Source organism: Methylocystis sp. B8 (assembly GCF_005771425.1).
Classification (GTDB): Bacteria; Pseudomonadota; Alphaproteobacteria; order Rhizobiales; family Beijerinckiaceae; genus Methylocystis.
In genome coordinates this window covers 124641-148221 of the sequence record NZ_VBTZ01000003.1, presented here as the reverse complement: position 1 = coordinate 148221, position 23581 = coordinate 124641, and the positions used below count along the sequence as shown (strand labels likewise).

At 60.6% G+C, this 23581-nt stretch carries 25 protein-coding genes, 2 tRNA genes and 5 pseudogenes; 22 read left to right on the top strand and 10 right to left on the bottom strand.

Going from position 1 to position 23581, the window contains the following annotated elements; translation table 11 throughout:
* Positions 1–5 precede the first annotated feature (5 nt).
* Together FEV16_RS07465 and FEV16_RS07460 are read left to right on the top strand one after the other, a co-directional pair.
* Positions 6–659 (top strand): 3-oxoacid CoA-transferase subunit A, encoded by a 654-nt coding sequence (locus FEV16_RS07465; protein WP_138167002.1) that lies wholly within the window; start codon positions 6–8, stop codon positions 657–659.
* The gene (locus tag FEV16_RS07460; RefSeq protein WP_138167001.1) at positions 659–1318 is read left to right on the top strand and encodes a 3-oxoacid CoA-transferase subunit B; all 660 of its coding nucleotides are present in this window, start codon (positions 659–661) and stop codon (positions 1316–1318) included. The genes FEV16_RS07465 and FEV16_RS07460 overlap by 1 nt, the downstream gene beginning before the upstream one ends.
* A gap of 824 nt (positions 1319–2142) precedes the next feature.
* Here the strand turns inward: FEV16_RS07460 and FEV16_RS16855 are convergent.
* From FEV16_RS16855 to FEV16_RS07445, 4 genes are all read right to left on the bottom strand, one after another.
* Positions 2143–2319 carry a hypothetical protein gene (locus tag FEV16_RS16855; RefSeq protein WP_171015161.1) on the bottom strand — a complete coding sequence of 59 codons (177 nt, stop codon included), beginning with the start codon at positions 2317–2319 and terminating at the stop codon, positions 2143–2145.
* 153 nt (positions 2320–2472) lie between these two features.
* Positions 2473–2547 (bottom strand) — tRNA-Val (locus tag FEV16_RS07455).
* Between the two features lie 102 nt (positions 2548–2649).
* Complete coding sequence (locus FEV16_RS07450) at positions 2650–3192, bottom strand: phosphohydrolase (protein ID WP_246657217.1); 543 nt, start codon at positions 3190–3192, stop codon at positions 2650–2652.
* Between the two features lie 63 nt (positions 3193–3255).
* A complete protein-coding gene (locus tag FEV16_RS07445; protein WP_138166999.1) occupies positions 3256–3960 on the bottom strand; it encodes an HAD-IA family hydrolase in 705 nt (234 codons plus the stop codon).
* Positions 3961–4104: 144 nt separating this feature from the next.
* Between FEV16_RS07445 and FEV16_RS07440 the strand changes: the two genes are divergently transcribed.
* From FEV16_RS07440 to gor, 3 genes are read left to right on the top strand one after another with little or no spacing between them, the layout of a single operon-like run.
* Entirely contained in the window at positions 4105–4479 is a 375-nt protein-coding gene (locus FEV16_RS07440) for a hypothetical protein (protein WP_246657216.1), read from the top strand.
* A gap of 28 nt (positions 4480–4507) precedes the next feature.
* Entirely contained in the window at positions 4508–5230 is a 723-nt protein-coding gene (gene rpiA, locus FEV16_RS07435) for a ribose-5-phosphate isomerase RpiA (protein ID WP_138166997.1), read from the top strand.
* On the top strand, positions 5227–6600 hold the full coding sequence (gene gor / locus FEV16_RS07430; RefSeq protein ID WP_138166996.1) for a glutathione-disulfide reductase: 1374 nt from the start codon (positions 5227–5229) through the stop codon (positions 6598–6600). Before rpiA ends, gor begins: the two co-directional genes overlap by 4 nt.
* On the opposite strand, the gene FEV16_RS07425 is transcribed toward gor, so the two are convergent.
* Positions 6597–7811 (bottom strand): acyltransferase, encoded by a 1215-nt coding sequence (locus tag FEV16_RS07425; RefSeq protein WP_138166995.1) that lies wholly within the window; start codon positions 7809–7811, stop codon positions 6597–6599. The two genes, gor and FEV16_RS07425, sit on opposite strands and share 4 nt — an antisense overlap.
* 192 nt (positions 7812–8003) lie before the next feature.
* On the opposite strand from FEV16_RS07425, the gene FEV16_RS07420 reads away from it, so the two are divergent.
* Positions 8004–9383 carry a 3-deoxy-7-phosphoheptulonate synthase class II gene (locus FEV16_RS07420; protein ID WP_138166994.1) on the top strand — a complete coding sequence of 460 codons (1380 nt, stop codon included), beginning with the start codon at positions 8004–8006 and terminating at the stop codon, positions 9381–9383.
* Between the two features lie 123 nt (positions 9384–9506).
* Here the strand turns inward: FEV16_RS07420 and FEV16_RS07415 are convergent, their stop codons facing one another.
* Positions 9507–10649 carry a ceramide glucosyltransferase gene (locus tag FEV16_RS07415; protein WP_138166993.1) on the bottom strand — a complete coding sequence of 381 codons (1143 nt, stop codon included), beginning with the start codon at positions 10647–10649 and terminating at the stop codon, positions 9507–9509.
* Positions 10650–10893: 244 nt separating this feature from the next.
* Here FEV16_RS07415 and gltX point away from each other — a divergent pair, with 244 nt between their 5' ends.
* A complete protein-coding gene (gltX, locus tag FEV16_RS07405; protein WP_138166991.1) occupies positions 10894–12246 on the top strand; it encodes a glutamate--tRNA ligase in 1353 nt (450 codons plus the stop codon).
* A 13-nt stretch (positions 12247–12259) separates the two neighbouring features.
* Positions 12260–12652, top strand: a complete 393-nt coding sequence (locus FEV16_RS07400; RefSeq protein WP_138166990.1) for a DUF1622 domain-containing protein — start codon at positions 12260–12262, stop codon at positions 12650–12652.
* An 18-nt stretch (positions 12653–12670) separates the two neighbouring features.
* On the opposite strand, the gene FEV16_RS07395 is transcribed toward FEV16_RS07400, so the two are convergent.
* Entirely contained in the window at positions 12671–13246 is a 576-nt protein-coding gene (locus tag FEV16_RS07395) for an NnrU family protein (protein ID WP_138166989.1), read from the bottom strand.
* 30 nt (positions 13247–13276) lie between these two features.
* Complete coding sequence (locus FEV16_RS07390; protein ID WP_138166988.1) at positions 13277–13624, bottom strand: hypothetical protein; 348 nt, start codon at positions 13622–13624, stop codon at positions 13277–13279.
* Positions 13625–13767: 143 nt separating this feature from the next.
* Between FEV16_RS07390 and FEV16_RS07385 the strand changes: the two genes are divergently transcribed.
* The 5 genes from FEV16_RS07385 (at position 13768) to FEV16_RS07365 (ending at position 16822) form a co-directional block, all read left to right on the top strand.
* Positions 13768–14340: a hypothetical protein gene (locus FEV16_RS07385; protein WP_138166987.1), complete on the top strand. Its 573-nt coding sequence runs from the start codon at positions 13768–13770 to the stop codon at positions 14338–14340.
* A gap of 254 nt (positions 14341–14594) precedes the next feature.
* The gene (locus FEV16_RS07380; RefSeq protein ID WP_138166986.1) at positions 14595–15911 is read left to right on the top strand and encodes a winged helix-turn-helix domain-containing protein; all 1317 of its coding nucleotides are present in this window, start codon (positions 14595–14597) and stop codon (positions 15909–15911) included.
* A gap of 55 nt (positions 15912–15966) precedes the next feature.
* On the top strand, positions 15967–16371 hold the full coding sequence (gene mce, locus FEV16_RS07375; protein ID WP_138166985.1) for a methylmalonyl-CoA epimerase: 405 nt from the start codon (positions 15967–15969) through the stop codon (positions 16369–16371).
* A complete protein-coding gene (locus FEV16_RS07370) occupies positions 16371–16607 on the top strand; it encodes a DUF1467 family protein (RefSeq protein WP_138166984.1) in 237 nt (78 codons plus the stop codon). The genes mce and FEV16_RS07370 overlap by 1 nt, the downstream gene beginning before the upstream one ends.
* 139 nt (positions 16608–16746) lie before the next feature.
* A tRNA-Lys gene (locus tag FEV16_RS07365) sits at positions 16747–16822 on the top strand.
* A gap of 159 nt (positions 16823–16981) precedes the next feature.
* Here FEV16_RS07365 and FEV16_RS17200 read toward each other — a convergent pair.
* A pseudogene (locus FEV16_RS17200) lies at positions 16982–17218 on the bottom strand (IS630 family transposase); the annotation flags it as partial.
* A gap of 945 nt (positions 17219–18163) precedes the next feature.
* Here FEV16_RS17200 and rfbB point away from each other — a divergent pair.
* The 8 genes and pseudogenes from rfbB to FEV16_RS07330 all read left to right on the top strand — a co-directional run.
* Complete coding sequence (rfbB, locus tag FEV16_RS07350) at positions 18164–19219, top strand: dTDP-glucose 4,6-dehydratase (RefSeq protein WP_138166981.1); 1056 nt, start codon at positions 18164–18166, stop codon at positions 19217–19219.
* Between the two features lie 19 nt (positions 19220–19238).
* Positions 19239–19793 (top strand): dTDP-4-dehydrorhamnose 3,5-epimerase, encoded by a 555-nt coding sequence (gene rfbC, locus FEV16_RS07345; protein WP_138166980.1) that lies wholly within the window; start codon positions 19239–19241, stop codon positions 19791–19793.
* Positions 19794–19885: 92 nt separating this feature from the next.
* Positions 19886–19960: pseudogene (locus FEV16_RS17430) on the top strand (hypothetical protein); the annotation flags it as partial.
* Positions 19961–20069: 109 nt separating this feature from the next.
* Positions 20070–20261 (top strand): sugar nucleotide-binding protein, encoded by a 192-nt coding sequence (locus FEV16_RS17425; RefSeq protein WP_348639976.1) that lies wholly within the window; start codon positions 20070–20072, stop codon positions 20259–20261.
* A 10-nt stretch (positions 20262–20271) separates the two neighbouring features.
* Positions 20272–20454, top strand: a pseudogene (locus FEV16_RS17195) (sugar nucleotide-binding protein); the annotation flags it as partial.
* A complete protein-coding gene (locus FEV16_RS17190) occupies positions 20432–20689 on the top strand; it encodes a sugar nucleotide-binding protein (RefSeq protein WP_348639971.1) in 258 nt (85 codons plus the stop codon). The pseudogene FEV16_RS17195 and the gene FEV16_RS17190, both read left to right, overlap by 23 nt.
* A gap of 7 nt (positions 20690–20696) precedes the next feature.
* Positions 20697–21569 (top strand): glucose-1-phosphate thymidylyltransferase RfbA, encoded by an 873-nt coding sequence (rfbA, locus tag FEV16_RS07335; RefSeq protein ID WP_138166979.1) that lies wholly within the window; start codon positions 20697–20699, stop codon positions 21567–21569.
* A 270-nt stretch (positions 21570–21839) separates the two neighbouring features.
* Positions 21840–22036: pseudogene (locus FEV16_RS07330) on the top strand (transposase); the annotation flags it as partial.
* On the opposite strand, the pseudogene FEV16_RS07325 reads toward FEV16_RS07330, so the two are convergent.
* Positions 22027–22242: pseudogene (locus FEV16_RS07325) on the bottom strand (ISKra4 family transposase); the annotation flags it as partial. The pseudogenes FEV16_RS07330 and FEV16_RS07325 sit on opposite strands and share 10 nt — an antisense overlap.
* 410 nt (positions 22243–22652) lie before the next feature.
* Between FEV16_RS07325 and FEV16_RS07320 the strand changes: the two are divergent.
* Positions 22653–23501 (top strand): NAD(P)-dependent oxidoreductase, encoded by an 849-nt coding sequence (locus FEV16_RS07320; RefSeq protein WP_210234869.1) that lies wholly within the window; start codon positions 22653–22655, stop codon positions 23499–23501.
* Positions 23502–23581 lie beyond the last annotated feature (80 nt).

The window sequence follows — 23581 nt, the reverse complement described above, 5'->3', positions numbered from 1 at the left end:
GCCTCATGCGAAAAGCAATTAGTGTGAAGGAAGCCGCCGATCTCATTCCGGACGGCACCAGCGTGATGTTTGGGGGTTTCTTGGGGGTCGGCTCGCCCGAACGCTTGTTTGACGCGTTGGCGGCCCGCGGCGTGAAACGGCTCACAATTATTGGCAACGACACCGCGCGACCAGGCGTGGGCGTCGGCAAGCTGATCGACGCGGGATGCGTGACGCGAGTCATAGCGTCGCATATCGGCACCAATCCCGCGACGCAGAAAAAAATGATCGCCTGGGAAATCGACGTCGAGCTCGTTCCGCAGGGCACGCTCGCCGAGCGCATCCGCGCCGGCGGCAGCGGGCTCGACGGCGTGCTGACGCCGACTGGCGTCGGAACGACCGTGGCGGAAGACAAGCGCGTTCTTGAAATCGACGGCGCGGACTATCTTCTTGAAGCGCCGATTCGCGCCGATTTCGCGCTGCTGCACGCACATGAGGCGGACTATTTCGGCAATCTCACCTATCGTCTGACGGCGGCGAATTTCAATCCGGTCATGGCTTTCGCCGCTGACTGCGTCATCGCCGAATCGGATCACATCGTGCCGGTCGGCGTGATTCCGCCGGACGCCGTCCGCACCCCTGGCGTGCTCGTCAATCATCTTGTGGGGAGAGCGTGCTGATGGACGCGAAGGAAGTCATCACTCGCCGCGTCGCGCTCGAATTGCGTGACGGAATGCTGGTAAATCTCGGCATCGGCCTGCCGACTCTCGTCGCCGCTTACGTACCGGACGGCATGCATGTGGCGTTTCAGAGCGAAAACGGCATCATCGGTTTTGGCGCGCCGCCGCCGCAAGGCATGGAAGACCCCAACCTGACGGATGCTGGAGGCGGCTTCATCTCGGCATTGCCGGGCGCGATCGCGTTCGACAGCGTGACGAGTTTCGCGCTCATTCGCGGCGGCCACGTCGACATGACGGTCCTTGGCGGACTCCAGGTCGATTCAAAGGGGCGGCTCGCCAACTGGATGGTTCCCGGAAAAATCGTGCCTGGCATGGGCGGCGCGATGGATCTCGTCACTGGCGCCAAACGCGTCATCGTGGCCATGCAACATAGCGCCAAGGGCGCTCCAAAGATCGTCGAGGAACTGACGTTGCCGCCAACCGCAGCGCGCCGCGTCAGTTTGATCGTCACAGAATTAGCGGTGATCGAGCCCGCCGAAGACGGATTGGCGCTGCGCGAACGGGCCCCAGGCGTTGAGATCGAGGAAATCGTCGCGAATACGGGCGCGAAATTGTCCATTCCTGCTCATGTGCCCGAAATGGCTCTTATCGCCGACTGATCTCGCTATCGGCCCCGTGCGCGAGGCGATAAGGCCTAGCTGCTAAACGTTTACGCCACGCAACCCGCGAAGCAAGCGCTTCACGGCGTGGAGGACCCCGCGATGGGATGGGAATGGGTTTGTCGCTGACACACTGAGCAATGATGCTGCGACCGCTTTCTTCGTGGCAGTTTACGCGACGAAAGAAATGCCTCGAAACGCCCCGCTGTAGATATGCCGCGGGGCGTTTTTCTTAGGCAAAGCTTCGCTTCACGTGAAATCGCCGGCCCGGCGCGGACCCCTTTAATTCGCTCCCAGACGCCATAGCTCTCCGTCAGAAGAATAGGGAGGACCCTATGCGCAAAATTCTAACTTCTGGCGCAGTTCTAACAGCTGCGATGTTATGGGCGTCATTGGCGCAAGCCGGCGCATGGAGCGACGGTCGATATCTGCCGGACTACGGAGGGCACGGCCGCCACATGCACCGCGATTGGAGCGGCGGCGGCTATGGCTACTACGGTGGGGGCGGCGGCCACGTCCACGGTCCCTGCTGGGTATGGGATCAAGGCCAATGGGTTTGGGTTTGCCAGTAACGCCCAGGCTATTCGCATTAAAGACGCCCGCCAAGCATGGCGGGCGTTGTCGTAAGGCGCTTCGGTGCAAATTGAGGTTACTCTAAGCGGGCGCAATCAGTATCGGATCATCATCGCCGACGTCAGACTCGTTGACGCTCGGCAAGACGCCACAACGAATAAACTGGCAAGCTGCCGGATAATTATTCGAGGAATTTGCCGCCAATGCCTTCTCAAAAAAATCGAGTGTGGAAGATGATGCAAGAAATTCCCTCAATAGAACCATAGCCACAGGACCTTTGGGTCGACTTGGTTCGGCTTTGGGGTTGTTCCGGCCTTGATGAGCCCATTCGTCGTCGGGCGCGGAGAGTGCTTCAACTCGTCGTCGAATATCTCTTGCGGGACTAAGGCGAGGCGCTGCCAGTTAGCGACGTCGATCGCGCGGGTCATGGCGCCGCCCCGAGGGCGCGCAAAGAACTAAGGGAAAACAAATTCCATGGATTTTCCACGGGTCGAATGTGCCATTTCATACGCCGTTCTGCGCCGGCATGCACAGTTCAGTGCAAATGCATTTCACCGATGTCAATATTTTCAGTAGTTTAATGGTGGGCGGCACAGGGATTGAACCTGTGACCCCTCCCGTGTGAAGGGAGTGCTCTCCCGCTGAGCTAGCCGCCCGTCGCCTTGGCGAACGATCTCCTCGTGTAGGAGAACCCAGCGCCGTCCGTCAAGACGGGCCGAGCGTCTTGGAGAGGCTCAAGCCTCGCCGCTGGCGCCCGTTCACGGTGGAGTCCACTGCTTCGACAAAACGCGGCGCACCATCGGCTCGAAGGTCGAGAGCGGCTCGTTCTTGTAAGCGGGATCAAAGGACACTTCGTCGTATTTGGCGCAGAACTCGACTGTCTGCTCATAGGCCGGATCGGATTTGAATTTATCGCGGGCGTTGGGGTCCAGGCCAAAATGAGCGGCATAGAAATAGGTTTGGAACAGGCCGTGCTGCGCCAGCATCCAATAATTGTTGCGGCTGATGAAGGGTTTCAAAATCGCGGCGATCACTTCGCCATGATTAAAGGGCGCCAGCGTTTCGCAAGCGTCATGCAATAAAGCGACGACCACATATTCTTCATCCTTGCCGTCACGCAGCGCGCGCGTCGCCGATTGAAGACAATGATCGTAGCGGGTGATGTTGTAAGCGGTGTCCTTGCTCAGATCGCGCAGCAGTCCGAAGAGCCGGTCGGGCAGTTCTTTCAGCGTGTGCTCGTGAACTTTCTTGAGGATCTGGAAATCCTCATCGGTTCCCCGGTCCATTCGCGTGAAATGCATTTTCTCCATAGCGAAGACCTCGTGAGCTATAATGAAGGACGCCGCGGGCGAAGGCGCCAAAGATCACGTCGTCAGCGGCGCCTCCGAAAACAGCGCATCCTCAAGAGACGTCACCGCATCCCATAGCTCGTCGAAATGAGAGATAATGCGATCGGGCGAAAACGCCGCGACCGGGGTGTCGGTATAACCGAAATCCACCGCCACCGTCGGCGCCCCGGCGGCGCGGGCGGTGTCGATATCTGTTTTCGAATCCCCCACCATCACCGCGCGCCGCGGATCGCCGTCGGCCGCCTCGATCGTCAACCACAGCGTGCGGGGATCGGGTTTGTGCATGGGAAAGCTGCCGCGGCCGCATATCGCTGCGAAGCGGTCCGCCGCCGAGAGCTTTTGCAGCAGCAATCGCGCAAGCCCTTCGGATTTGTTGGTGCAGACAGCGAGTCGAAACCCCGCCGCCCTGAACCGATCGAGCGCCGCGAGGGCGCCAGGAAAAAGCCGGCTCTCGTCGGCGATGTGCGCCTCGTAATGCATAAGAAAATCACGCACGAGCGCATCGGCGCGCAGAGGTTCGAGCGGCTCCCCCCGACGGGCGAAGCCGCGCTCGATCAGCGCCCGCGCCCCGCCCCCGACGAGCGGCCGCGCAGCCTCTAGAGCGAGCGGCGCCAGACCCTCGCGCATCAGCAGCACATTGAGCGCGCCAATGAGATCATGGGCGGTGTCGGCCAATGTGCCGTCGAGGTCAAAAATGAGAACGGGAGCGCGAGTCGCCATAGCTTGACGGCGTAGCCGCGCAAACGGCCGGGATCAAGGCGCCCCGCCAATTTTACCGGCTCCGCGCTCGAAGCTCTGCGTGTAGACTGCGCCGACCGATTCGCGAGAGGGAGCGCAACTATGCGTGGAACGCGCCATTTCCAAATGCGGCGAATTTTAGTTTTGACAGCTGGCGCGCTTTTATTCGCCGAGCTTGGGGCGTCGGCGGCGGCCGCCGGAAATTACGAGTTTCTTGCAGCGCCGCAGACGGACCTCAATCGCGTGTTTCGCCTGGATCGATCCAATGGCGAGGTCGGCGCCTGCCAATATGGGCTGAAGGAAGGCGCAGCGGTCGGCGTGACGCTCTGCTATCCGCCAGGCGAAGGCGCGCGCGCCGGCGCTTTCAGCGAATATGCGCTGGTCGCCTCGCGGCACACGGGCGAAGGCGGGGTGTTCCGCGTCGATTTGCGTTCGGGCTTGATGTCGATCTGCTTTGTGCTGAACGAAACCGCGGTGGTCTGCACGCCGCCGGCCAAATAGGCCGAGCGACGCGACAAAGCAAATGTCCATGAGCGCACTTTCAGCCGAAGGAATGAAACGCGCCGCGGCGCGCGCCGCGCTAGAGTCTGTGACGCATGGCATGCGGTTAGGACTCGGCACAGGATCAACCGCGGCGCATTTCGTCGATCTTCTCGGCGCCCGCGTCAAGGATGGTCTCGACGTCGTCTGCGTGCCGACCTCCGAGCGCACGCGCGCTCAGGCCGAAGGCCTTGGAATAGCGCTCTCGACTCTCGACGAGACGCCGCAGCTCGATCTCACCGTCGACGGCGCCGACGAATTCGACCACGCGCTTCGCCTGATCAAAGGCGGCGGCGGCGCGCTGCTGCGCGAGAAAATTGTCGCTGCCGCCTCGACGCGAATGTTCGTCATTGCGGACGCAACGAAGGAGGTGGAGACGCTTGGCGCCTTCCCCCTGCCCGTTGAAATCGATCGTTTTGGCGCGCGCTCCACCATGCTGCAGATCGAACGCATGGCGCGCGGGCTTGGACTCATCGGACCGCTGATGCTGCGCGAAGTCGCGCCTGCCGAGCGCTTCGTCACCGACGGCGGACATTACATCGTCGATTGCGCGTTTGGCGCGATCGACGATCCTGAAACGCTCGCTCAGCGGCTTTCGGCGATTCCCGGAGTCGTGGATCACGGACTGTTCATCGGCCTAGCCACCGCGATTTTCATCGCGGGCGCCGAGGGCGTGCGCATCTTAGGAAACATATCAGGCGACCCCCTATGACTTTCGACTATGATCTTATCGTCGTCGGCGCAGGGTCGGGCGGCGCGCGGGCGGCGCGCGTCGCCGCCAGTCACGGCGCGAAAGTCGCCATCGCCGAGGAGTTTCGCGTCGGCGGCACTTGCGTCATCCGCGGCTGCGTCCCCAAAAAGCTTTACGTGCTCGCGAGCCGCTTCCGCGACGAATTCGAGGACGCCACAGGTTTCGGCTGGCGCGTCGGCGACGTTGCATTCGACTGGCCGACGCTTGTCGCGGCCAAGGAAAAAGAGATCACGCGACTTTCAGGATTTTACGAGGCGGCGCTCGCGAGTTCGGGCGTCGAACTTATCCGCGCGCGTGCAACGCTCACCGACCCTAATAGCGTGCGTTTCGCCAACGGCCGTACCGCCCGCGCGCGCTATATTCTCATCGCCACCGGCGGCGCGCCAGTGCTCGCGCCGCACATTCCAGGCATCGAACTCGGCGTATCCTCAAACGAGATTTTCGATCTGCCGGAATTTCCGCAAAGGCTGCTGATCGTCGGAGGCGGATATATCGCGGTCGAATTCGCAAGCGTGTTCGCGCGGCTTGGCGCGAAGGTGCGCCTCGCCTATCGCGCCGATCTGCCGCTGCGCGGCTTCGACGATGATCTGCGCTCACGCCTTGCCGATGCCCTCAAGACGGCGGGCGTCGAACACCGGGCTGGCGTTCTGCCGACGCGCATCACGAAAGGCGCCGCGGGTCTTGAGGTCGAGATGAGCGACGGCGCGTCGCTTACGGTCGACTGCGTCCTTGTGGCGACGGGGCGCAGGCCATTGACGCAGAATCTCGGACTAGAGGCCGTCGGCGTGAATCTTCGGGAAAATGGCGCTGTCGCGGTCGATGCGCATTCGCGCGCCAGCGTCGAGTCCATCTACGCAGTCGGCGACGTCACTGATCGCGTCAATCTTACGCCCGTCGCCATTCGCGAAGGTCAGGCATTCGCCGACAGCGTCTTCGGCGAGACGCCGACGACGATCAATTATGAGCATACGCCGAGCGCCGTCTTCACGACGCCAGAAATTGGAACGGTCGGACTGACCGAATGCGAGGCGCTCGCACGCCATGGGGCGCTGGATATCTACGAAGCGCAATTCCGTCCGCTGCGCGCGACGCTCTCGGGGCGCGCCGAACGCGTTTACATGAAGCTCATCGTGGACAACTCGAATGGGCGCGTGCTTGGCGCGCATATTCTCGGTCCCGAGGCCGGCGAGATGGCGCAGCTTGTCGCCATCGCCTTGCGCATGGGAGCGACGAAGAGCGATTTCGACGCCACCATGGCTGTGCATCCGACAATGGCGGAAGAGCTCGTAACGATGCGCGCGCCGTCGCGGCTGCTCAGGCCGCAGGCCTAAGCTTCGATGCGCTGACGGGCCTGTTGCGCCGGAACCGGCTGCGGCGCCGGAACGGGCGGGGTCGGCGCCCACCATTTGTCCAGAAGGGCGCGCAGTTTACGACGCGCGGCGCCTGTTTTCGCCTCGGTGACGCGAGAGAACAAATAGCCGGAGACAATGGCGATCCCCATCACCGAAAAGCCCACCGCATAATTCCCTGGCGTCGCCAGCTGCGTCGCCCAGTCTTCTCCCATTAGGCTGCTGACCGCCGCGCGCGCGAAGATCAAGATCGGCATGTGGATGCTGTAAAGCGAGAAGGAAAAATCGGCGAGCGTCTTGTGGAATTTCGGACGCAGCAGCGAAAAGCCTTCGGACGGGCCGTAGCGGAAGGCAAGCATCACGACGAGGAAAAGCCCTGCGCCGACGAGATCCGCCGCGTTCATAAGCCAGGGATGCGCCTGCACGATCGATCCGCGTACGACAAGGCGAATTATCGCAACGACGATGGCGTAGAGGAGAAGCGCCCTCCAGCGCGACTGAATAGGGGGGCGCGGAATCAGCGTGGCGAACGCGCCGGCGGCCCAAAGAATGAATCCAAATGTAAACCAGCTCGGCGGCGTGGAGAGCGCCTGAACCAGCGCCACGCCAAGCGCGAAACCTCCCCAGCGCATCGCGAGCGGGTAATTGCGCGCGAAGGGGAGCAGCAGCAGCGGAAAGGTGACGTAGTACCAGAACTCGCAGGCGAGGGACCACAGGGGCCCGTTGGTTCCGAAATAGTCGAAGGCGATGCCTTGCAGATTGAGAAGGCTTGTAAAAAACAGCAGCATGGAAAAATGGCCCTTGAAAAACGGCCAATCGTAAACGCCGCTGTTAGCAAACATTGATCTACCAAGCGTATCCAGAACGAGCGTAACCGTGACCGCGGCAGGCACGACCAGATAGATCCGGGAGATGCGATGAATGAAATATTCGCGCAGGAAGTCCTGGTTCTTGCGCAGATGCGCCAACACCGCGCCGCCAACGAGATAGCCTGACATCACAAAGAAGGCGACTACCGCCTGATGTCCCAGCTCGAACGCCGCATAGAACCACCAGGCGTAGGCAAGCGGCGCGTGGGGCGCGCTCATGATGTCTGCTATGTTGATGAAGAGGTTGGATGTGTGGACGGCAAGCACCAGAAGGGCGCCGAGCCAGCGAGATGCTTCGAGGAATTGCGATAAAATAAACGGCATCGCCCCGATTTGTCCCCCGCTCGGTCGCGCTCGTGTCTCGCTAGTTTATAGCCGGTTGCCGCTGGCTTCGCCAAATCACGGGATAGGCCGAAGGGTCGCATTTAGGGCTATTATCCTCTATAAGCGCCGCTGGCGTCGCTGCGAGACGACCCCAGCGCCCATCGAGGCGTTGATTTTGCGGAGTTTTATGAAGTGGAACGTTGGTCGCCGAGGAGCTGGAGGAATTTGCCGATTGAGCAGACGCCGGTCTATCGCGACCAGGCGGCGCTCGCCGATGTCGAGCGTCAGCTCGCCGGCTTCCCTCCGCTGGTCTTCGCCGGCGAAGCGCGTAATCTGAAGCGTCAGCTAGCCGATGTCGCAGCAGGAAAGGCTTTCCTGCTGCAAGGCGGAGACTGCGCCGAGAGCTTCTCGGAGCATTCGGCGGACAACATTCGCGACTTCTTCCGCGTCTTTCTCCAGATGGCTGTCGTGCTGACTTACGCCGCCGCTTCGCCTGTGGTGAAGGTCGGGCGTATCGCCGGCCAATTCGCCAAGCCGCGTTCCTCTCCGGTCGAAAAGCAGGGCGACCTCGAACTGCCGAGCTATCGCGGCGACATCATCAACGACCTCGCCTTCACCGCCAAGGCGCGCGAGCCGGACCCGCAACGCCAGCTCCTCGCCTATCGACAGTCGGCGGCGACGCTGAACCTCATCCGCGCTTTTGCGGCGGGCGGCTTCGCCAATCTTGAGAACGTCCATCGCTGGATGCTCGGCTTCGTCAAAAGCAGCCCACAGTCTGAGCGTTACCAGAAGCTCGCCGATCAGATCACTGAAACCTTAGGCTTCATGCGCGCGATCGGCCTCAATCCGGAGCATCACCCGGAGTTGCGCGGCACAGACTTCTACACCTCGCATGAGGCGTTGCTGCTCTGCTACGAACAGGCGCTCACCCGAGTCGACTCAACGACAGGCGATTATTACGCTACTTCCGGCCATATGCTCTGGGTCGGGGACCGCACCCGCCAGGAGGATGGCGCGCATATCGAATTCGTGCGCGGCGTCAAAAATCCGCTGGGATTGAAGTGCGGTCCGAGCCTGAAGTCTGACGCGCTTCTTCGCCTCATCGACGCGCTGGATCCAGAGAACGAACCGGGCAGGCTCACGCTGATCTGCCGCTTCGGCGCGGACAAGATCGCCGATGCGCTGCCGGGCCTAGTGCGGACGGTGACGCGCGAGGGCCGCAACATCGTCTGGTCCTGCGACCCGATGCACGGCAATACGGTCAGCGCCGGAGGCTATAAGACGCGGCCGTTTGATCGGATCATGTCGGAGATTCGCAGCTTCTTCGCCGTGCATCAGTCGGAAGGGACCTACGCCGGCGGCATTCATCTCGAAATGACCGGCAAGGACGTCACTGAATGCACGGGCGGCGCGCGGGCGATCTCGGAGAGCGATCTACGCGACCGCTATCACACCTATTGCGATCCGCGCCTCAACGCTGAACAGGCGATCGAAGTGGCTTTCCTGGTAGCCGAGCTCTTGAAGGCGGAACGCCTCGCCCGCGGCCTGCCGGAGCAGCACGCGGCGGAGTGATACGCGCAGATCACGCTGCATTTGGGCGAAATAGTCCAAATGCAGATAACGTGATCGACCTCAAAAGTTTCGAGCGCGCTCTATGCGAAAAGCCGGGCTCCACTTTATTCGCCGAGCCGCGCTCTAGCCTGTCGTCTCTTCCGCCTCGCGCACCGTCATCTCGGCGCCGTGCCAGACGAAATCATCGTATATCAGCGCGTCGATAAACATCACCGGCAGCATGAGGTCGCGCACGATCAGCGCGAAAGGCGTCCGCCAGTCGAGCGGAAAGCCGCAGACGCGCGCGAGCCAAATTTCGCCGCCATGCAGAGAGAAGACAATCAGCGTCGTAACCAGCGCGACGGTCGAAATCGATCCGTCGAGCTGAACGGCGGCATAGGCCCCGAGCACGATCGCCGCGAAACTGCCGTTCATGAATTCTGGAACGTAATGCGCGGGAAAGGTCGCCCGCCGCAGCCGCGCCCAGCGCACATGCCGCGAATACACCTCGCGCGCGGTGCGTTTTCCCAGCGGCTGCTCGAAAGGCATGTCGACCAGGCGAACGTCCATGCCTTGTGCGCGGATGACCTTGGTGGACGCGGCGTCCTCGGCGATTTCGCTCGCCAGCGCGCGAATGCCGCCCGCCCTATCGAGCACGTCCCGCCGCCACATCATATTCTTGCCCTGAGCGAAGGCGGCTCCGATCGCCTCTGCGCCATATTGCCAGCGCGCCTGAAAGGTGTTGAGGATCGCGCATTCGACCGTCGCCCAAAAGCCTGCTGGCCGCGAGCCGATCGGCATTGAAACGCTCATCGCCGTATTGTCGCGGAAAGCCGCGAGCATCGTCTGGATATAGTCGCGTGGCGGCAGCGCGTTGGAGTCGGCCAGGATCACATGATGATGCCGCGCCGCTTCCCACCCTTTGACGCAATTATTGAGCTTAGGATTGGCGCTGACGTAATCGTCGCCGACAAGCAGCCGCGCTTCTCGCTCCGGATGCGCCGCCATCAGCCGCTCGACGAGAGGAATTACCGGATCGTTTGGCGACTGCACGCAAAACACGATCTCGTAGTTTGGATAATCGAGATCGAAGGTCGCGCCGAGCGTCTCCTCGCTGAAAGTCTCGAGCCCCCGCAACGGGCGCACGATGCTCACCGGCGGCGCGTCTTCGGGCGGCGGCAGATTACGCGCCCTTGCCCGGCATTTCCGGGACATCAGGCCCACGCTTGTGTAATTGAGGATGAGAATGACGGCGCACCAGCCGGCGCAGATATAGGCCAAGATCATGAATGGCGCTTTTTCCTAAGAGTCGTAACGCAGAGAATCGCGACGCCGGACGCTGGCGGAATCGCCTGGCTTCCGGCGCGCAACGCCGGGACGCGGCCATTTCGATATTCCGCCTGACAAAGACGCAGCCTCTTGGCAAAAGGACGGTGGCGCGAGAATCTTCTCCCGGCGCGAGGCAGAGGAGAACTGCTGCTGAAAGCCTTGCTGCTGCCCCCCTTCCCGAAACTCCTTACGAAGCTTCCTCATGACCTCTCCGATCGTTCGTTTCGCGCCCTCGCCGACCGGCCGCATTCACATCGGCAACGCGCGCGTCGCGCTATTCAATTTCCTGTTCGCCGTCGCCCACCATGGACGATTCGCGCTACGGTTCGATGACACGGATTTCGCTAGATCTAGCGAGGAATTTGCGGACGGAATCGAGGTCGATCTCGCCTGGCTCGGCATCGTTCCGGACGCAGTTTTCCGGCAGTCGCAGCGTGTGGCGCTCTATGAGGACGCCGCCGACCGCCTGCGCGGAACGGGCCGTCTCTACCCATGCTACGAAACTCAGGAAGAGCTGGAGAAGCGCCGCAAGATGCAGCAGGCGCGCGGGTTGCCGCCGGTCTATGATCGCGCGGCTCTGCGCCTTAACGCATCTGACCGTGCGGCGCTCGAAGCCGAAGGCAGGCGGCCACACTGGCGTTTCATGCTCGAGCCAGAGGTCGTCGAATGGAACGATCTCGTTCGCGGGCCGGCGCATATCGACTGCTCGGCGCTCTCAGACCCGGTGCTCATCCGCGAGGACGGCAGCTTTCTCTATACGCTTCCATCGGTCGTCGACGACATCGACATGAAGATCACCCACATCATCCGCGGCGAAGATCACGTCACTAACACCGCCGTTCAGCTACAGCTCATCCGCGCGCTCGCGCCTCAGGCACCGACGCCGACCTTCGCGCACCACAATCTTCTGATCGGCGCGAGCGGCGAGGCCTTGTCAAAGCGAACCGGATCGCTCTCGATCGCCTCGCTGCGCGAAGAAGGTTACGAGCCAATGGCCGTCGCCGCCCTCGCGACGCTGACCGGCTCTTCCGACAACATCCACGCCGTATGCTCGCTGGAGGAGCTCGCAAAGAGCTTCAATCTCTCGCATGTTTCGCGCAATCCGGCGCGGTTCGATCCGGCGGATCTCGAGACTCTGACGCATCGGACTCTTGCGCTCTATGAATTTGATGACGTGCGCGAGCGGCTCGAAGCTCTGACGATTGTCGGCCGCAAGGCGGAGCCCCTATGGCGCGCGGCGCGCGGCAATCTTGCGCGTTTCGATGATATTCTGACATGGTGGCGCGTCGTCGACGGCGAGATCGCGCCGATACGCGAGGACGAGTCATTCTTAAAAGACGCGGCGCAACTTTTGCCGTCGGAGCCATGGGACGAGACCACATGGTCAGCCTGGACGAGCGACATCAAGACGGCCACAGGCAGGAAGGGCAAAGCGCTTTTCCATCCGCTACGGCTGGCGCTCACCGGCGCCGAGAGCGGGCCGGAGCTCGCCGCGTTGCTGCCGCTCATCGGCCACGCCGAGGCACTGTCGCGACTCGTCGGCGCCGGCGGATGAAAGCGAGTCGCTAGTGCCTTACCTCGCGAACATCCATCAGATTATCAATATCGCGGGCCTGATCCTCGACATAACCGGCGTGCTGATCATCGTCATCGGCGCAACCCTGTCGACTCTCGCCTATCTGGCGCGCTGGAGAAAGGACGCTCTCACCTATCGAGGCTACCGAAGGGACGTCGGCCGATCGATTTTGCTCGGACTGGAGTTCCTCGTCGGCGGCGACATCATCCGAACGGTCTCGGTCGAACATCCAAGCCTTGAGAACGTCTTCGTCCTCGGCCTGATCGTGATGATCCGAACGGCGATGAGCTTCACGATGGAGGTGGAGCTCGAAGGCCGCTGGCCATGGCAGGGTCGAACCCTGGAGATGCAAGCGCCAAGCGAGGACGAATCTGCGCAGTCATAGACGAGGCGCTTGGTCGCCTTACGCAAGCACGGCCGGCACTCCGAACAGCCACGGGTGCAAATAGAGCACGATCAGGAACAGCGCCGTCCCGACGCCGACCGCGATGGCGTCGCCCCGCGTGAATTCCGAAATCCGCGGCGCGCCTTCGTCGCCGCGCTTCTTAACGGCGATGCGGTCGAAGACCCCCCAGGCGAGGAAAGATCCGAACAGGATCATGCCGCCGAGATCGCCATTGACGAGAAGATGGGCGAGCGCCCAGCTTTTCACCGCGACGAGCGTTGGATGGCGCAGCCAGCCGCGAATGCGCCCTGGGGGCGCGCGACGGCTCACGATCGCGACAAAGGCGAACCAGACGAGCGGCGGCGCGAGATAATGCATCCATAGGGGCGGCGTCCAAATTTGGATGAGCCCCTCGGCGCGATAGCGAATGAAGCCGTAGACGATGAGCGCGAGACCAATGGCGGCGACCAGCGCATAGGCGCCCTTATAGGTCTGCAGCCCATAGCGCTCGATCAGGCTCATGCGCGTTTCGCGAAACGCCGTGAGCGTATGGACGCCAAGAAAAACGACAATGCCGAGAATAAGAATAAGCATGGCCTCTCCAGCTGTTGCATCGATTGGCTTCTAAAAGCACCGCACCTGCGCCTCAGCCTGAGCGCGGCGCAACTCCTGAAGCACATCCCGCGCCGCGTCCGTGTTGCGCATCAGCGCGCCCACCTGCCCCGCCTGCTGATTGACGCTCGCAACCGTTTCGGCAGCGACATAGCGCTCATAAGGCAAAATGGTCGCGATGACGTCTATGGAGCATGAGCACTGGTCCAGCGAGAGGCGCGTATCGCCATTCGCCTTCATGCAGCCAAAGACGTAATCGGCGCGGGCGGCGGTCGGATAATCGTTGAGATCGGCAGCCCAGGCTGAACCGCAGAGGAGCGGCGGCAGCCCTACAAAGAGGAATTTAGATATGGCGCGCATCTTTTTCGTTCCTAACGCGTTCTTTCTGGATAACCTATCGCACGCGCGTGGACGACGCCACGAACCGGTATTGAACGAAGACGAGACACGCAAGCTGAGTTTCTCAAAGTGGAGTCGCCCAGCCTCTGATTAGGGAGGACGGCATGTCGAAGTCCCCGAATGCAATTTGCTTGCTGGCGACGGCCGCGCTCGTCAGTGGGTTTGGATCGAGCGCCTTCGCGCATAATCAGCGCCAGCGAAACGCTTGTCCGCTGAAAATCGGGCCGGATGTCATGTATTTCTCCGGCTATCAGCCAGCGGCGTCACGAAACAGGTTCTGCGACGACATTCCTACGGTCGGCGATACAATCTTCGTTTTCGATTACGCTCAGGACGAGATGCGCGGAATGTCGACAGACTTTCGCATCATCCGCGACGTCGGCGAGCAGCAGGAGCAACAGCGCCTCGACGCCATCACGGTCGCCTATCTGCCGCCAAGGGTTTATCCGGGGGGGACGCTCAACTTCGAACATGTGTTCAAGGAGCCCGGCGAGTTTGTCGGGATCGTCACCGTCGACGGGCCGAACGGCGAGCACTGGGTGTCGCGGTTCCCCTTCACCGTCGGCGGCCGGCCCTTCTCTGCGCGAATGCCTTACTTTCTGATCACCGCGGCCGGCGTGCTGGCGCTGACGCTTTTCGCCTGGGGCAAGGAAGAGCAGAACGCGCGCCGCGCCTGAGCGCAAGACGCCGTCGTCGTCACGCGGGCGTCAATTTCGACGAGCATAGACTGCGCGGAGCCTTCCGACGTTCTGCGTATCTGGAAAGCTCAAACGCCGGGCCGGAGGTACGTCCGGCGTTTTTTATTTTACAGCCCCGAGGAGTGGCCGCGTGGAGCCACCGCGTCGAAAAACCATGTAATCTTTTATACTTAAACCATATTATGGCCTTGCCGAAATCGCATGGTGTTGCGATTATCGGCAAGGGGACCACCATGGGCGAGTTGATTAGGCGATTTTCAGGCTTCAATTACAGCGCCCAAGGCGGCCTACAACGCGACGGCAAACGCATCCATCTCGGCCCACAAGCGCGTCAACTCCTTGAAATGCTGCTTGAATCGTCGGGGACTCTCGTCACCAAAAGCGAAATCGCGGCGCGACTATGGCCAGGTCGCGCCGTTTCCGACGATTCCATCGACCGCTGCGCCTATCTTTTGAGAAAGCCGCTGCGGGAGGCCGGCGGCGAGGAATTGATCGCCACCGCCTATGGCAGGGGATTGTCGCTGCGCGCCTCGGTGGAAATCGTCGACGAAGTCGCAGCGCAACCGCTGCGGTTCGCGCCGTCGACAGAGCCGCATATCCTCGATCTCTGGCAGACGGCCTATGAACTTGCCGGCGACCGGACGAGGGACGGCTTCGCCCGCGCGCAGGAGGCGATCGCTTCAGCCGCTCAGCTCGACTCTAACAACCCGTCGGTGTGGTCGCTCGCCGCCGACATCGCCGCTGGCAGGGCCGTTCGCGGATTTCTGCGACCCGCCGAAGCGGCGGCGATGATCGAAGACTTCGCCGGCCGCGCGCTTGGCGTCGCGCCCGATCATACGCCGGCGCGCGCTGTTCTCGGCTGGGCGCGCGGCGCTCTGAGAGGAAGGATTTCCGAGGGCCTCGGCTTTCTCGATGAGGCGGTCGCCGATGATCCTCTTTATGGCAAGGCGCGCGTCTACCGCAGTTGGCTGTTCGCCGCTGCAGGTCGCCTCGAAGAGGCGCTCGTCGATTGCGAAGAGGGCCTCATCAACTCGCCGCATGATCAGGCGCTGCTTTCGTTGCGCTCCTGGTTCATTCTCTGCGCCGGCGATCTTGAGCGGGCGCGCCGCTATGCGCGCGACGGACTCGATTTGAGGCCTGACGCGGCCACACTCCATCTCGTGATGTCCATCGCCTATAGCCTTCAAGGCTTCCACGAGGAGGCGGTGAGCGCGGCGCGCCGCGCCGTTTCCTGGAGCCCGGACGATCCCTTCCAACTGACCGTGCTCGCCTATGCGCTCGCGCGCGCCAGCCGCTACGAGGAAGCCGAAGCGCTTATTGCGAGACTCGCCGAGGACGCCAAGCTTTACGCGCCGCCGTGCTTCCTCGCCGCCGCCTTTTTTGCTCTGGGCAAGCGCGCGGAAGCGCTCGAAGCCATTCGCCGAGGCATTGCCGACGGCTGCCCTTGGAGCTCTTTCGTCCGTCTCGATCCACGCTTCGTTCCCTTGCGGAGCGCGATCGACGGGATGGGCCGCACGCAGCAGGCCGACGAGGTGCGCCCCTCCGGTTGAAATTGCTCGCTTCTGCGCTTATTGGCGCTGCACAGCATTCTTCCGGAAGGTGAAAATGATCGGCCGTCTGAACCATGTCGCCATCGCCGTCGATAGCGTCGAAAAGGCTTCCGCCGTCTATCGCGACGCTCTCGGGGCGAAGGTCTCGGCGCCGGAGAGACTGGCGCAGCATGGCGTAACGGTCGTTTTCGTGGAATTGCCGAACACCAAGATTGAGCTCCTCGAGCCCTACGGGGAAAACTCGCCGATCGCGGGCTTCGTCGCCAAAAACCCATCGGGCGGCATTCACCATATCTGTTACGAGGTCGATGACATCCTCGAGGCGCGCGAGCGGCTCAAGGCCTCCGGCGCGCGCGTGCTCGGCGATGGCGAGCCAAGAATCGGCGCCCACGGCAAGCCGGTGCTCTTTCTGCACCCAAAAGATTTCTCCGGCGCGCTGATCGAACTCGAGCAGGCCTGATGCCCTTTTCACTACCGCTGGCCGCGGCGATCTATCTGACGATCTGGTGGATCGTGCTGTTCGCCGTGCTGCCGCTCGGCGTCCGCTCATCCGAAGAGGCCGAGGAAGAGCTTCCCGAAGGCGCCGATCGGGGCGCTCCAGCCTCGCCCGATCTCTTGAAAAAAGCGGCGATAACAACGGTGGTGTCCGCGATAATCTTCGGCGCGGTGGCGCTTTTCGCCAAGATGACGGCGTAGGCGCCGAGCGGCCGCCAGGGGTTGACCGGCTCCCCGCCCGCCGGTAGTTGATCGCAAGACGCGGGGGATAGATCCCGCGCGGCCGAACGGACCGACCCGCTCAGTCGACTTCGGCGGCCTCGCCCGCCGCTTCTGGAGCGAGCGCGTAGCTCAGTCGGTAGAGCACCTGACTTTTAATCAGGGGGTCCCGGGTTCGAGCCCCGGCGCGCTCACCAAATAAATCAATAACATACGGTCTTGAATGTCGTCGCGCGCAGGCTCTTGGTGACCACATGGTGACCAGTTGTTGCGCAAAATTTTTCTTGGGATGATTCCGGCTTCACGTGGCGCAATGGAATCGCCTGCGGAAGCGAGAGTGAGGGCGCGGCCGAGTAATCGACATAGGCCCGGAACCATAGGCTGCTGATCGGGCCATCGAGGACCATCGTGCCACCCCGGTCAGCGGTAATCCGGCGACAAAGATCGTCGTTTTCCAATGGCCATGAGGACGGACGCGCAGCCACTCGCCTTTGGGGCACGCGGCCTTTTTTGCGCTCCATGTTTGTCGTCGCCCAAGTCTCGTCGATGAAGACGAGCCTCTCGATGTCGAGATCGAGCTGACCGCTAAACCATTTAACATCGCCCCACAATGTCGGGTCGGTCCTGCTCGCTCGCATGGGCGGTCTTTTTTTGAGCGTGAGACCGTAGCGGTCAAGAAACGTTCACCGCGTCGCACGACTTGCCATCACCCCGCGCTCGGCCAGTGGCCGCTCCAATAATTCGCCGATCGTCAATTCCGGCATCGCCGCAATCAGCGCGAGCAGATTAATCGCGGCGCGGATCGAGCTTCGAAGTTTGTGGCTGGCTTTTCTAACGCGGCGTCCGTCCGCCAGTCTGACAGGCGCGTCGCACCCATACGATCGCCATAGCGTCGCCAACCCCGGGTGCGCCGCCGTGTGACGCACGCCAGCATCCCCCAACGCTTCGTCGATCACTCAGTCAGGCAAATCCTGGCTTTCGCCCGCGCCATGCTCCTCCTCCGTCGCTCTCGCAACCAAGGAATCAGATACCAACCGATTTCGAGAATCCCTGCGGAATCCGAAAATAACGAACGCGCTCTAGCGGGACTCGACCTCGTTCAACGCCTGAATACGGAATCCCACAAATGCTAAAGACGGCCGAGGCCGTGCAGACGAATGCCAGCTCCGGAAGAACATCAACATTAGAAAAATCTCCCGATCATCCGTCGGGTCATCAGAAGTCCGTCATGTAGCCCCGCCCGCCGCCCTATGACAAACGAGGCTGCGTTCGAAAGATCGCGAACGCAGACACTGGCGTGGCCGGACTAAATCGCTCCACACGGGTTCTCGACTAAGATGCCCGTCACGCCCGCCAAGCGTGCGCATTCCATGTCGGTTTCCCGATCGCTACGAACGCGTTAGCGAGATCAAGCCGGGCCGCCGCGACCTACTTGTTCCGATTGCAGCTGACGCGATAATGTGCCAGTTCTTGCCTTAAGATGAGCTCAGTTGCTTTTAAAGTGATAGGGGCTTTTCAAATTGCTCAGTGTGAACTCCATGCGCATTATGGTGACAGGAGGGGCCGGATTCATCGGGTCCGCCGTTTCTCGGAGGATTATTGATGAAACCGGCCATCGAGCCCTGGTTTTCGATAAGCTGACCTATGCTGGGAACCTCGCCTCTCTTTCGTCTATCGCGCAAAACTCCCGCTATTCCTTCCGAAAGGGCGACATCTGCGACGCAGGCTTGGTGACGGCCGCGCTGTCTGATTTCCAACCCGACGTCATCATGCATTTGGCGGCTGAGAGCCACGTCGATCGGTCCATCGATGGTCCCGGCGAATTTATTCAAACTAATGTGGTCGGCACCTACGTGCTCCTTCAGGCGGCGCTCGGATATTGGCGCAATCTGCCGGCTGATCGGCGCGACAAATTTCGTTTTCATCATATTTCGACGGACGAGGTGTATGGTTCGCTTGGCGAGACCGGCTTTTTCACCGAAGAGACGCCCTATGCTCCAAGTTCGCCATATTCGGCTTCAAAAGCAAGCTCCGACCACTTGGTGCGCGCTTGGCACCATACCTATGGGCTCCCGACCGTTCTGACGAATTGTTCGAACAATTATGGGCCCTATCACTTTCCAGAAAAATTGATTCCCCTGACGATCATCAACGCTTTCGAAGGACGCCCTTTGCCCGTTTACGGTCTCGGAGACAATGTCCGCGACTGGCTCTTTGTCGAGGATCATGCCGAAGCGCTTTTGCTGGTTGCGCAGAACGGAGCGCCGGGAGCGAACTACAATATAGGAGGCTGCAATGAAAGGCGTAACATCGAAGTGGTTGAAGCGATCTGCGACCTCGTGGATGAGCTTTCCCCAAGCAGCGATGGCGGATCTCGACGTAGGCTCATCACTTTCGTCGCCGATCGCCCAGGACACGATCAGCGCTATGCGATCGACGTGAGCAGGATCCGAGACGATTTGGGCTGGCGACCAAGACACAGTTTTGAGTCGGGTTTACGAAAGACCGTCGAATGGTACCTTGCCAATCGCGATTGGTGGGAGGCGATCCGCTTGAGCTCCTATGACGGCGAGCGGATGGGCGCGGCGGTCTAGTGGCAAGAATAGTTGGACAATGCTGAAGATAGAAGCGACTGACATCCCCGACGTCAAGATCATTACGCCCACGAAATTCGGGGATCAGCGGGGTTTTTTCTCCGAAGTTTATTCGCGCCGCTCCTACGTTGAAGCGGGCGTTGATCTGGATTTCGTTCAGGATAATCACGCATTATCAGCTATCGTTGGAACGGTACGTGGGCTTCATTTCCAATCACCGCCTTTCGCCCAGCATAAGCTGGTGCGCGTGGCGCGCGGCCGCATCCTCGACGTCGCCGTTGATTTGCGCAGATCATCGCCGAGCTTCGGTATGCATGTCGGTACAGAGCTTTCTGCTGAAAACTGGAGACAACTCCTCGTGCCGATCGGATTTGCCCACGGCTATGTGGTTCTCGAACCAGATACTGAAGTGCTTTATAAAGTGACCGAATATTACGCGCCGAGGTACGAGCACGGACTCGCCTGGGATGATCCTGCGCTTTGCATAAACTGGGGAATCGCCTCCAATCGAGCAATTCTTTCGGATAAGGACCGCAAGCATCCATGCCTTGCTGATCTGCCGACAATTTTTTAATTGATATACTGATATGCGGGTAGCCGTCACTGGATCGCAAGGTCAAATTGCTCAATCGCTTCCTGAGCGCATCAACGCATGGCGTTGAAATAGTGGCACTTGCATGCCCGCAGTTCGATCTCGCTGAACCGACATCTCTCATCCCCGCAATCGAATCCATCGCGCCCGACGTAGTCGTCAATGCCGGCGCTTACATTGCTGTAGACAAGGCTGAAGGCGAGGGGCTTGCGCAACACGGATCGATAGCGATGGGGCCAGCACCGTGGCTTTCGCCACATCTCGTATGGGCGCTCCGATCATCAGCTCTCGACGGACTACATATTCGAGGGAAGCTCCAATCACCCTTATCGCGCGGACGCCCCCACGGCGCTCTTTTGGGATATCGGACGATCCAAACTCTTGGAGGAGCATGCGGTAAAAGCTGCGCACCTGCGCCATGTGACCCTCAGGACTCACGGGCCTAACTGATTCATTCGGCATGAATTCTGTACGAACCATGCTACGCCTCGGCGAGACACGGGATAATGTGAACATCGTGGCCGAACAAACAGGCAAGCCTATGAGTGCTCTCGACATCGCGGACGCGATTTTCGACTTTTGCTATGCGGTGAGAGCCCACCTCCGAGACAAGCGTCTTCTTGAAATTTTTCACTTGGCGGGCGGCTCGGCGGATTGGGCGGATTTTGCCGAAGCGATCTTTCGCCAAGGCCGCCAAGCACGGCCGCCGGCCAGTCGCGGTTACGCCCCTAGCCACACGCCTATATCCAACCCCCGCGGGACGACCCTCGAATTCGCGACTCGACACACATAAGCTCGCGACCGTATACGGTGTCATTCTTCCTTCGTGGCGAAGTTCTCTTCCTGGCGTCGTCGCACGATTGCTCAAAAATAGGTGAACACCTCATGCGCGGCATTATATTGGCTGGCGGCAGCGGCTCCAGATTGCATCCGATGACGTACGTCGTGTCCAAACAACTTCTGCCTGTTTATGATAAGCCGATGATCTACTATCCATTGTCGACTTTGATGCTCGCTGATATTCGGGAGATTTTGATCATTTCCACGCCGAGCGACCGGCCACTTTTCCAGCGGCTTCTCAGCGACGGATCGCAGTGGGGCATCAAGCTGACATATGCCGAACAATCTCAGCCGGAAGGATTAGCACAAGCCTACATCATTGGCGCCGACTTCGTGAGAGGCCAAAATTCCGTCCTCATTTTAGGAGACAACTTATTCTATGGTCATGGTCTGCCAGATCTTTTGAAATCCGGCGCAGAGACGAAAACCGGCGCGACAGTTTTCGCGTACCACGTCAAAGATCCCGAGCGATACGGCGTTGTCGAGTTCGGCCACAACAATCGTGTGCGAACATTAGTAGAAAAGCCAAAAACTCCGCGGTCGAATTGGGCGGTGACAGGCCTCTATTTTTACGATGGACGAGCGCCCGAGTTCGCCTCTAAACTGAACCCCTCTCCGCGGGGCGAGCTTGAGATCACCGACCTTAACAATGCTTATCTTGCGCTCGGCGAATTATACGTCCAAAAGATGGGTAGGGGCTTCGCTTGGTTGGATACCGGCACTCCCGATTCCTTGATGGAAGCCGGAGAGTTCATCAGGACCATTGAAACGCGCCAAGGCCAAAGCGTCGCTTGTCCCGAGGAGATCGCCTTGGCGGCGGGCTGGATATCTGACTCGGATTTGAGGCGCATCATCAACGGAATGGCCAAGAGCGCCTACAGGGCGTATCTAGCATCGCTACTCAAGGAGCGCGAGTAGAGCTTCTCATGCCCCGATTTATATGTGGAGCGGTTGGAAGCATCAGCGACGATAATCGGAGCGACGAAGGGCTCCGACACATGTCGATTTCAGAGCATAAACACGTGTCGGAGATCGAACTGTCCCCGACGCGACGGATCGAAGTCTTCACGAGCGCCGGACGTCGGGGGACGTGAATTACGATCAGACGGCGACTGTCACGCTGCTGGCCTGCCCCTGAGAAATTCCTCCAGCATCGATTAGTGTCCGGCCTATTGCACGTCGGACACGATGAAGAAGAAACGGTTTACGGACGATCGGATCCTCGGGATTTTGCGAGAGCAGGAGGTGGCGGCGAAGGCTGCCGATCCTGTGCGTAAATACGCGGTTTCGGAGACGACGCTTCACAACTGGAAAGTCAAGTTCCGCTGGATGGCCTGAAGAAGCTGCTGGCCGACCAGATGCTCGACGCGGCGGCGCGCAGAAAGCGCCCGCAATCCGCGCAAGAACGACGCGCCCAGAACATAGGCCTCGTATTGCTGTTTAACGATGACCTGCTGCAGGTGAGCCATGATCGCCTCGTTGTCCGCGATGGAAAAACCCACGCATCCGGACGTCAGTCTGTTCAAATTTTTTCTAGCGCTAATTCAGACAGATGTGCAGCGCCCAATTCGTCCGTGCCTTCGATCGTTATCGTTCATCGCATCGCCGTCTCCCTTTGAGTCGGCAACTCTTTTCCTTAACGGGCGTTAAGGGTCCATGGACAAGCATACCCCAGTTAATTCAACGGTCCCATCAAAGGCCGCCCAGGGTGATGCAAGGCCATAGCGCTGATGACTCTTGGCCGTGTTTCCGGCATATCAAGAGTGGCGCCTCGGCATCGTCACTTGCTTTGGAGGCAAGGTCAGTCAAACTAGACTTGAATTTCGCGTGGGATTGCTGCACCGAAACCACAGCCGCGGTCGACGCACATAAATTGAGCGAGTCCGGTTACCAAGCCGATGCCGTCGGGACCCGCGGCGGGCAGGGGGAAGGATGCGAACCTCAGGCAGTAAGGGCATTGTAGGTGTGGTTGGTGCACGAAGTCCTATAGGCGACAGCCTTGTGAACGCGCTGAACGCCGACGGCTGGCAGGTGACCGCGTTTTCCCGTCAGCACGTCGGCTACGGTAACAACAATGGTAATGTGACTTGGCGTGTTCTTCCGACCCCGGTATGCGCGGACGCACCACTGCCCTTGACCATGATCGACACTGCGATCACTTCCTGGATCTTCCTCTCCCCTATCTGGGTGCTCCCCGACCGCCTTCGCATGCTCGAGGCCCACGGCGTAAGACGTATTGTCGCACTCTCCTCGACAAGCCGCTTCACTAAGATCGGCTCCTCGGACTCCAACGAGCGCATCCTCGCCAAACGCTTGGCCGCGGCGGAAGAGACGGTCTCCGACTGGGCCGTCCGCAGAAATGTCGCGTGTACAATCCTGCGCCCTACGCTAATTTACGGCAGCGGCCGCGACAGAAACATCGCGGAAATGGCTGCGTTTATCCGGCGTTTTGGTTTTTTCCCTGTGCTCGGCTCGGCCTGCGGCCTGCGCCAGCCGGTCCATGTCGAAGACGTCGCCGCCGCCTGCGTGGCCGCTCTTGCCGCTCCGGCGGCGGTCGTTCGCGCCTACAACATCTCGGGCGGCGAGGTCCTTTCTTATCGCGACATGGCATCCCGCGTGTTTAAGGCCTTGGATCGAACAGAGCGGCTCGTGTCTGTCCCGTTGACGGCCGTCAGGGCTGGCGTTGCACTGGCTCAGCTCCTGCCACGCTTCCGCCACTGGTCGCCGAGCATGGCGGAGCGCATGAACCAGGACATGGTGTTCGACCATTCCGATGCCGAGAGGGACCTTTACTTTCGTCCGCGCCCATTCCGCGTCTCCGCCCAAGACGTCGGCGCAACCGACTTGTGACGCGCCGGTCGTTGGCGGCGCGGCACTGACTGGCCCCCAGGGAGTGGTCCGACCTGATGTATATCTTTTGAAATGACGAG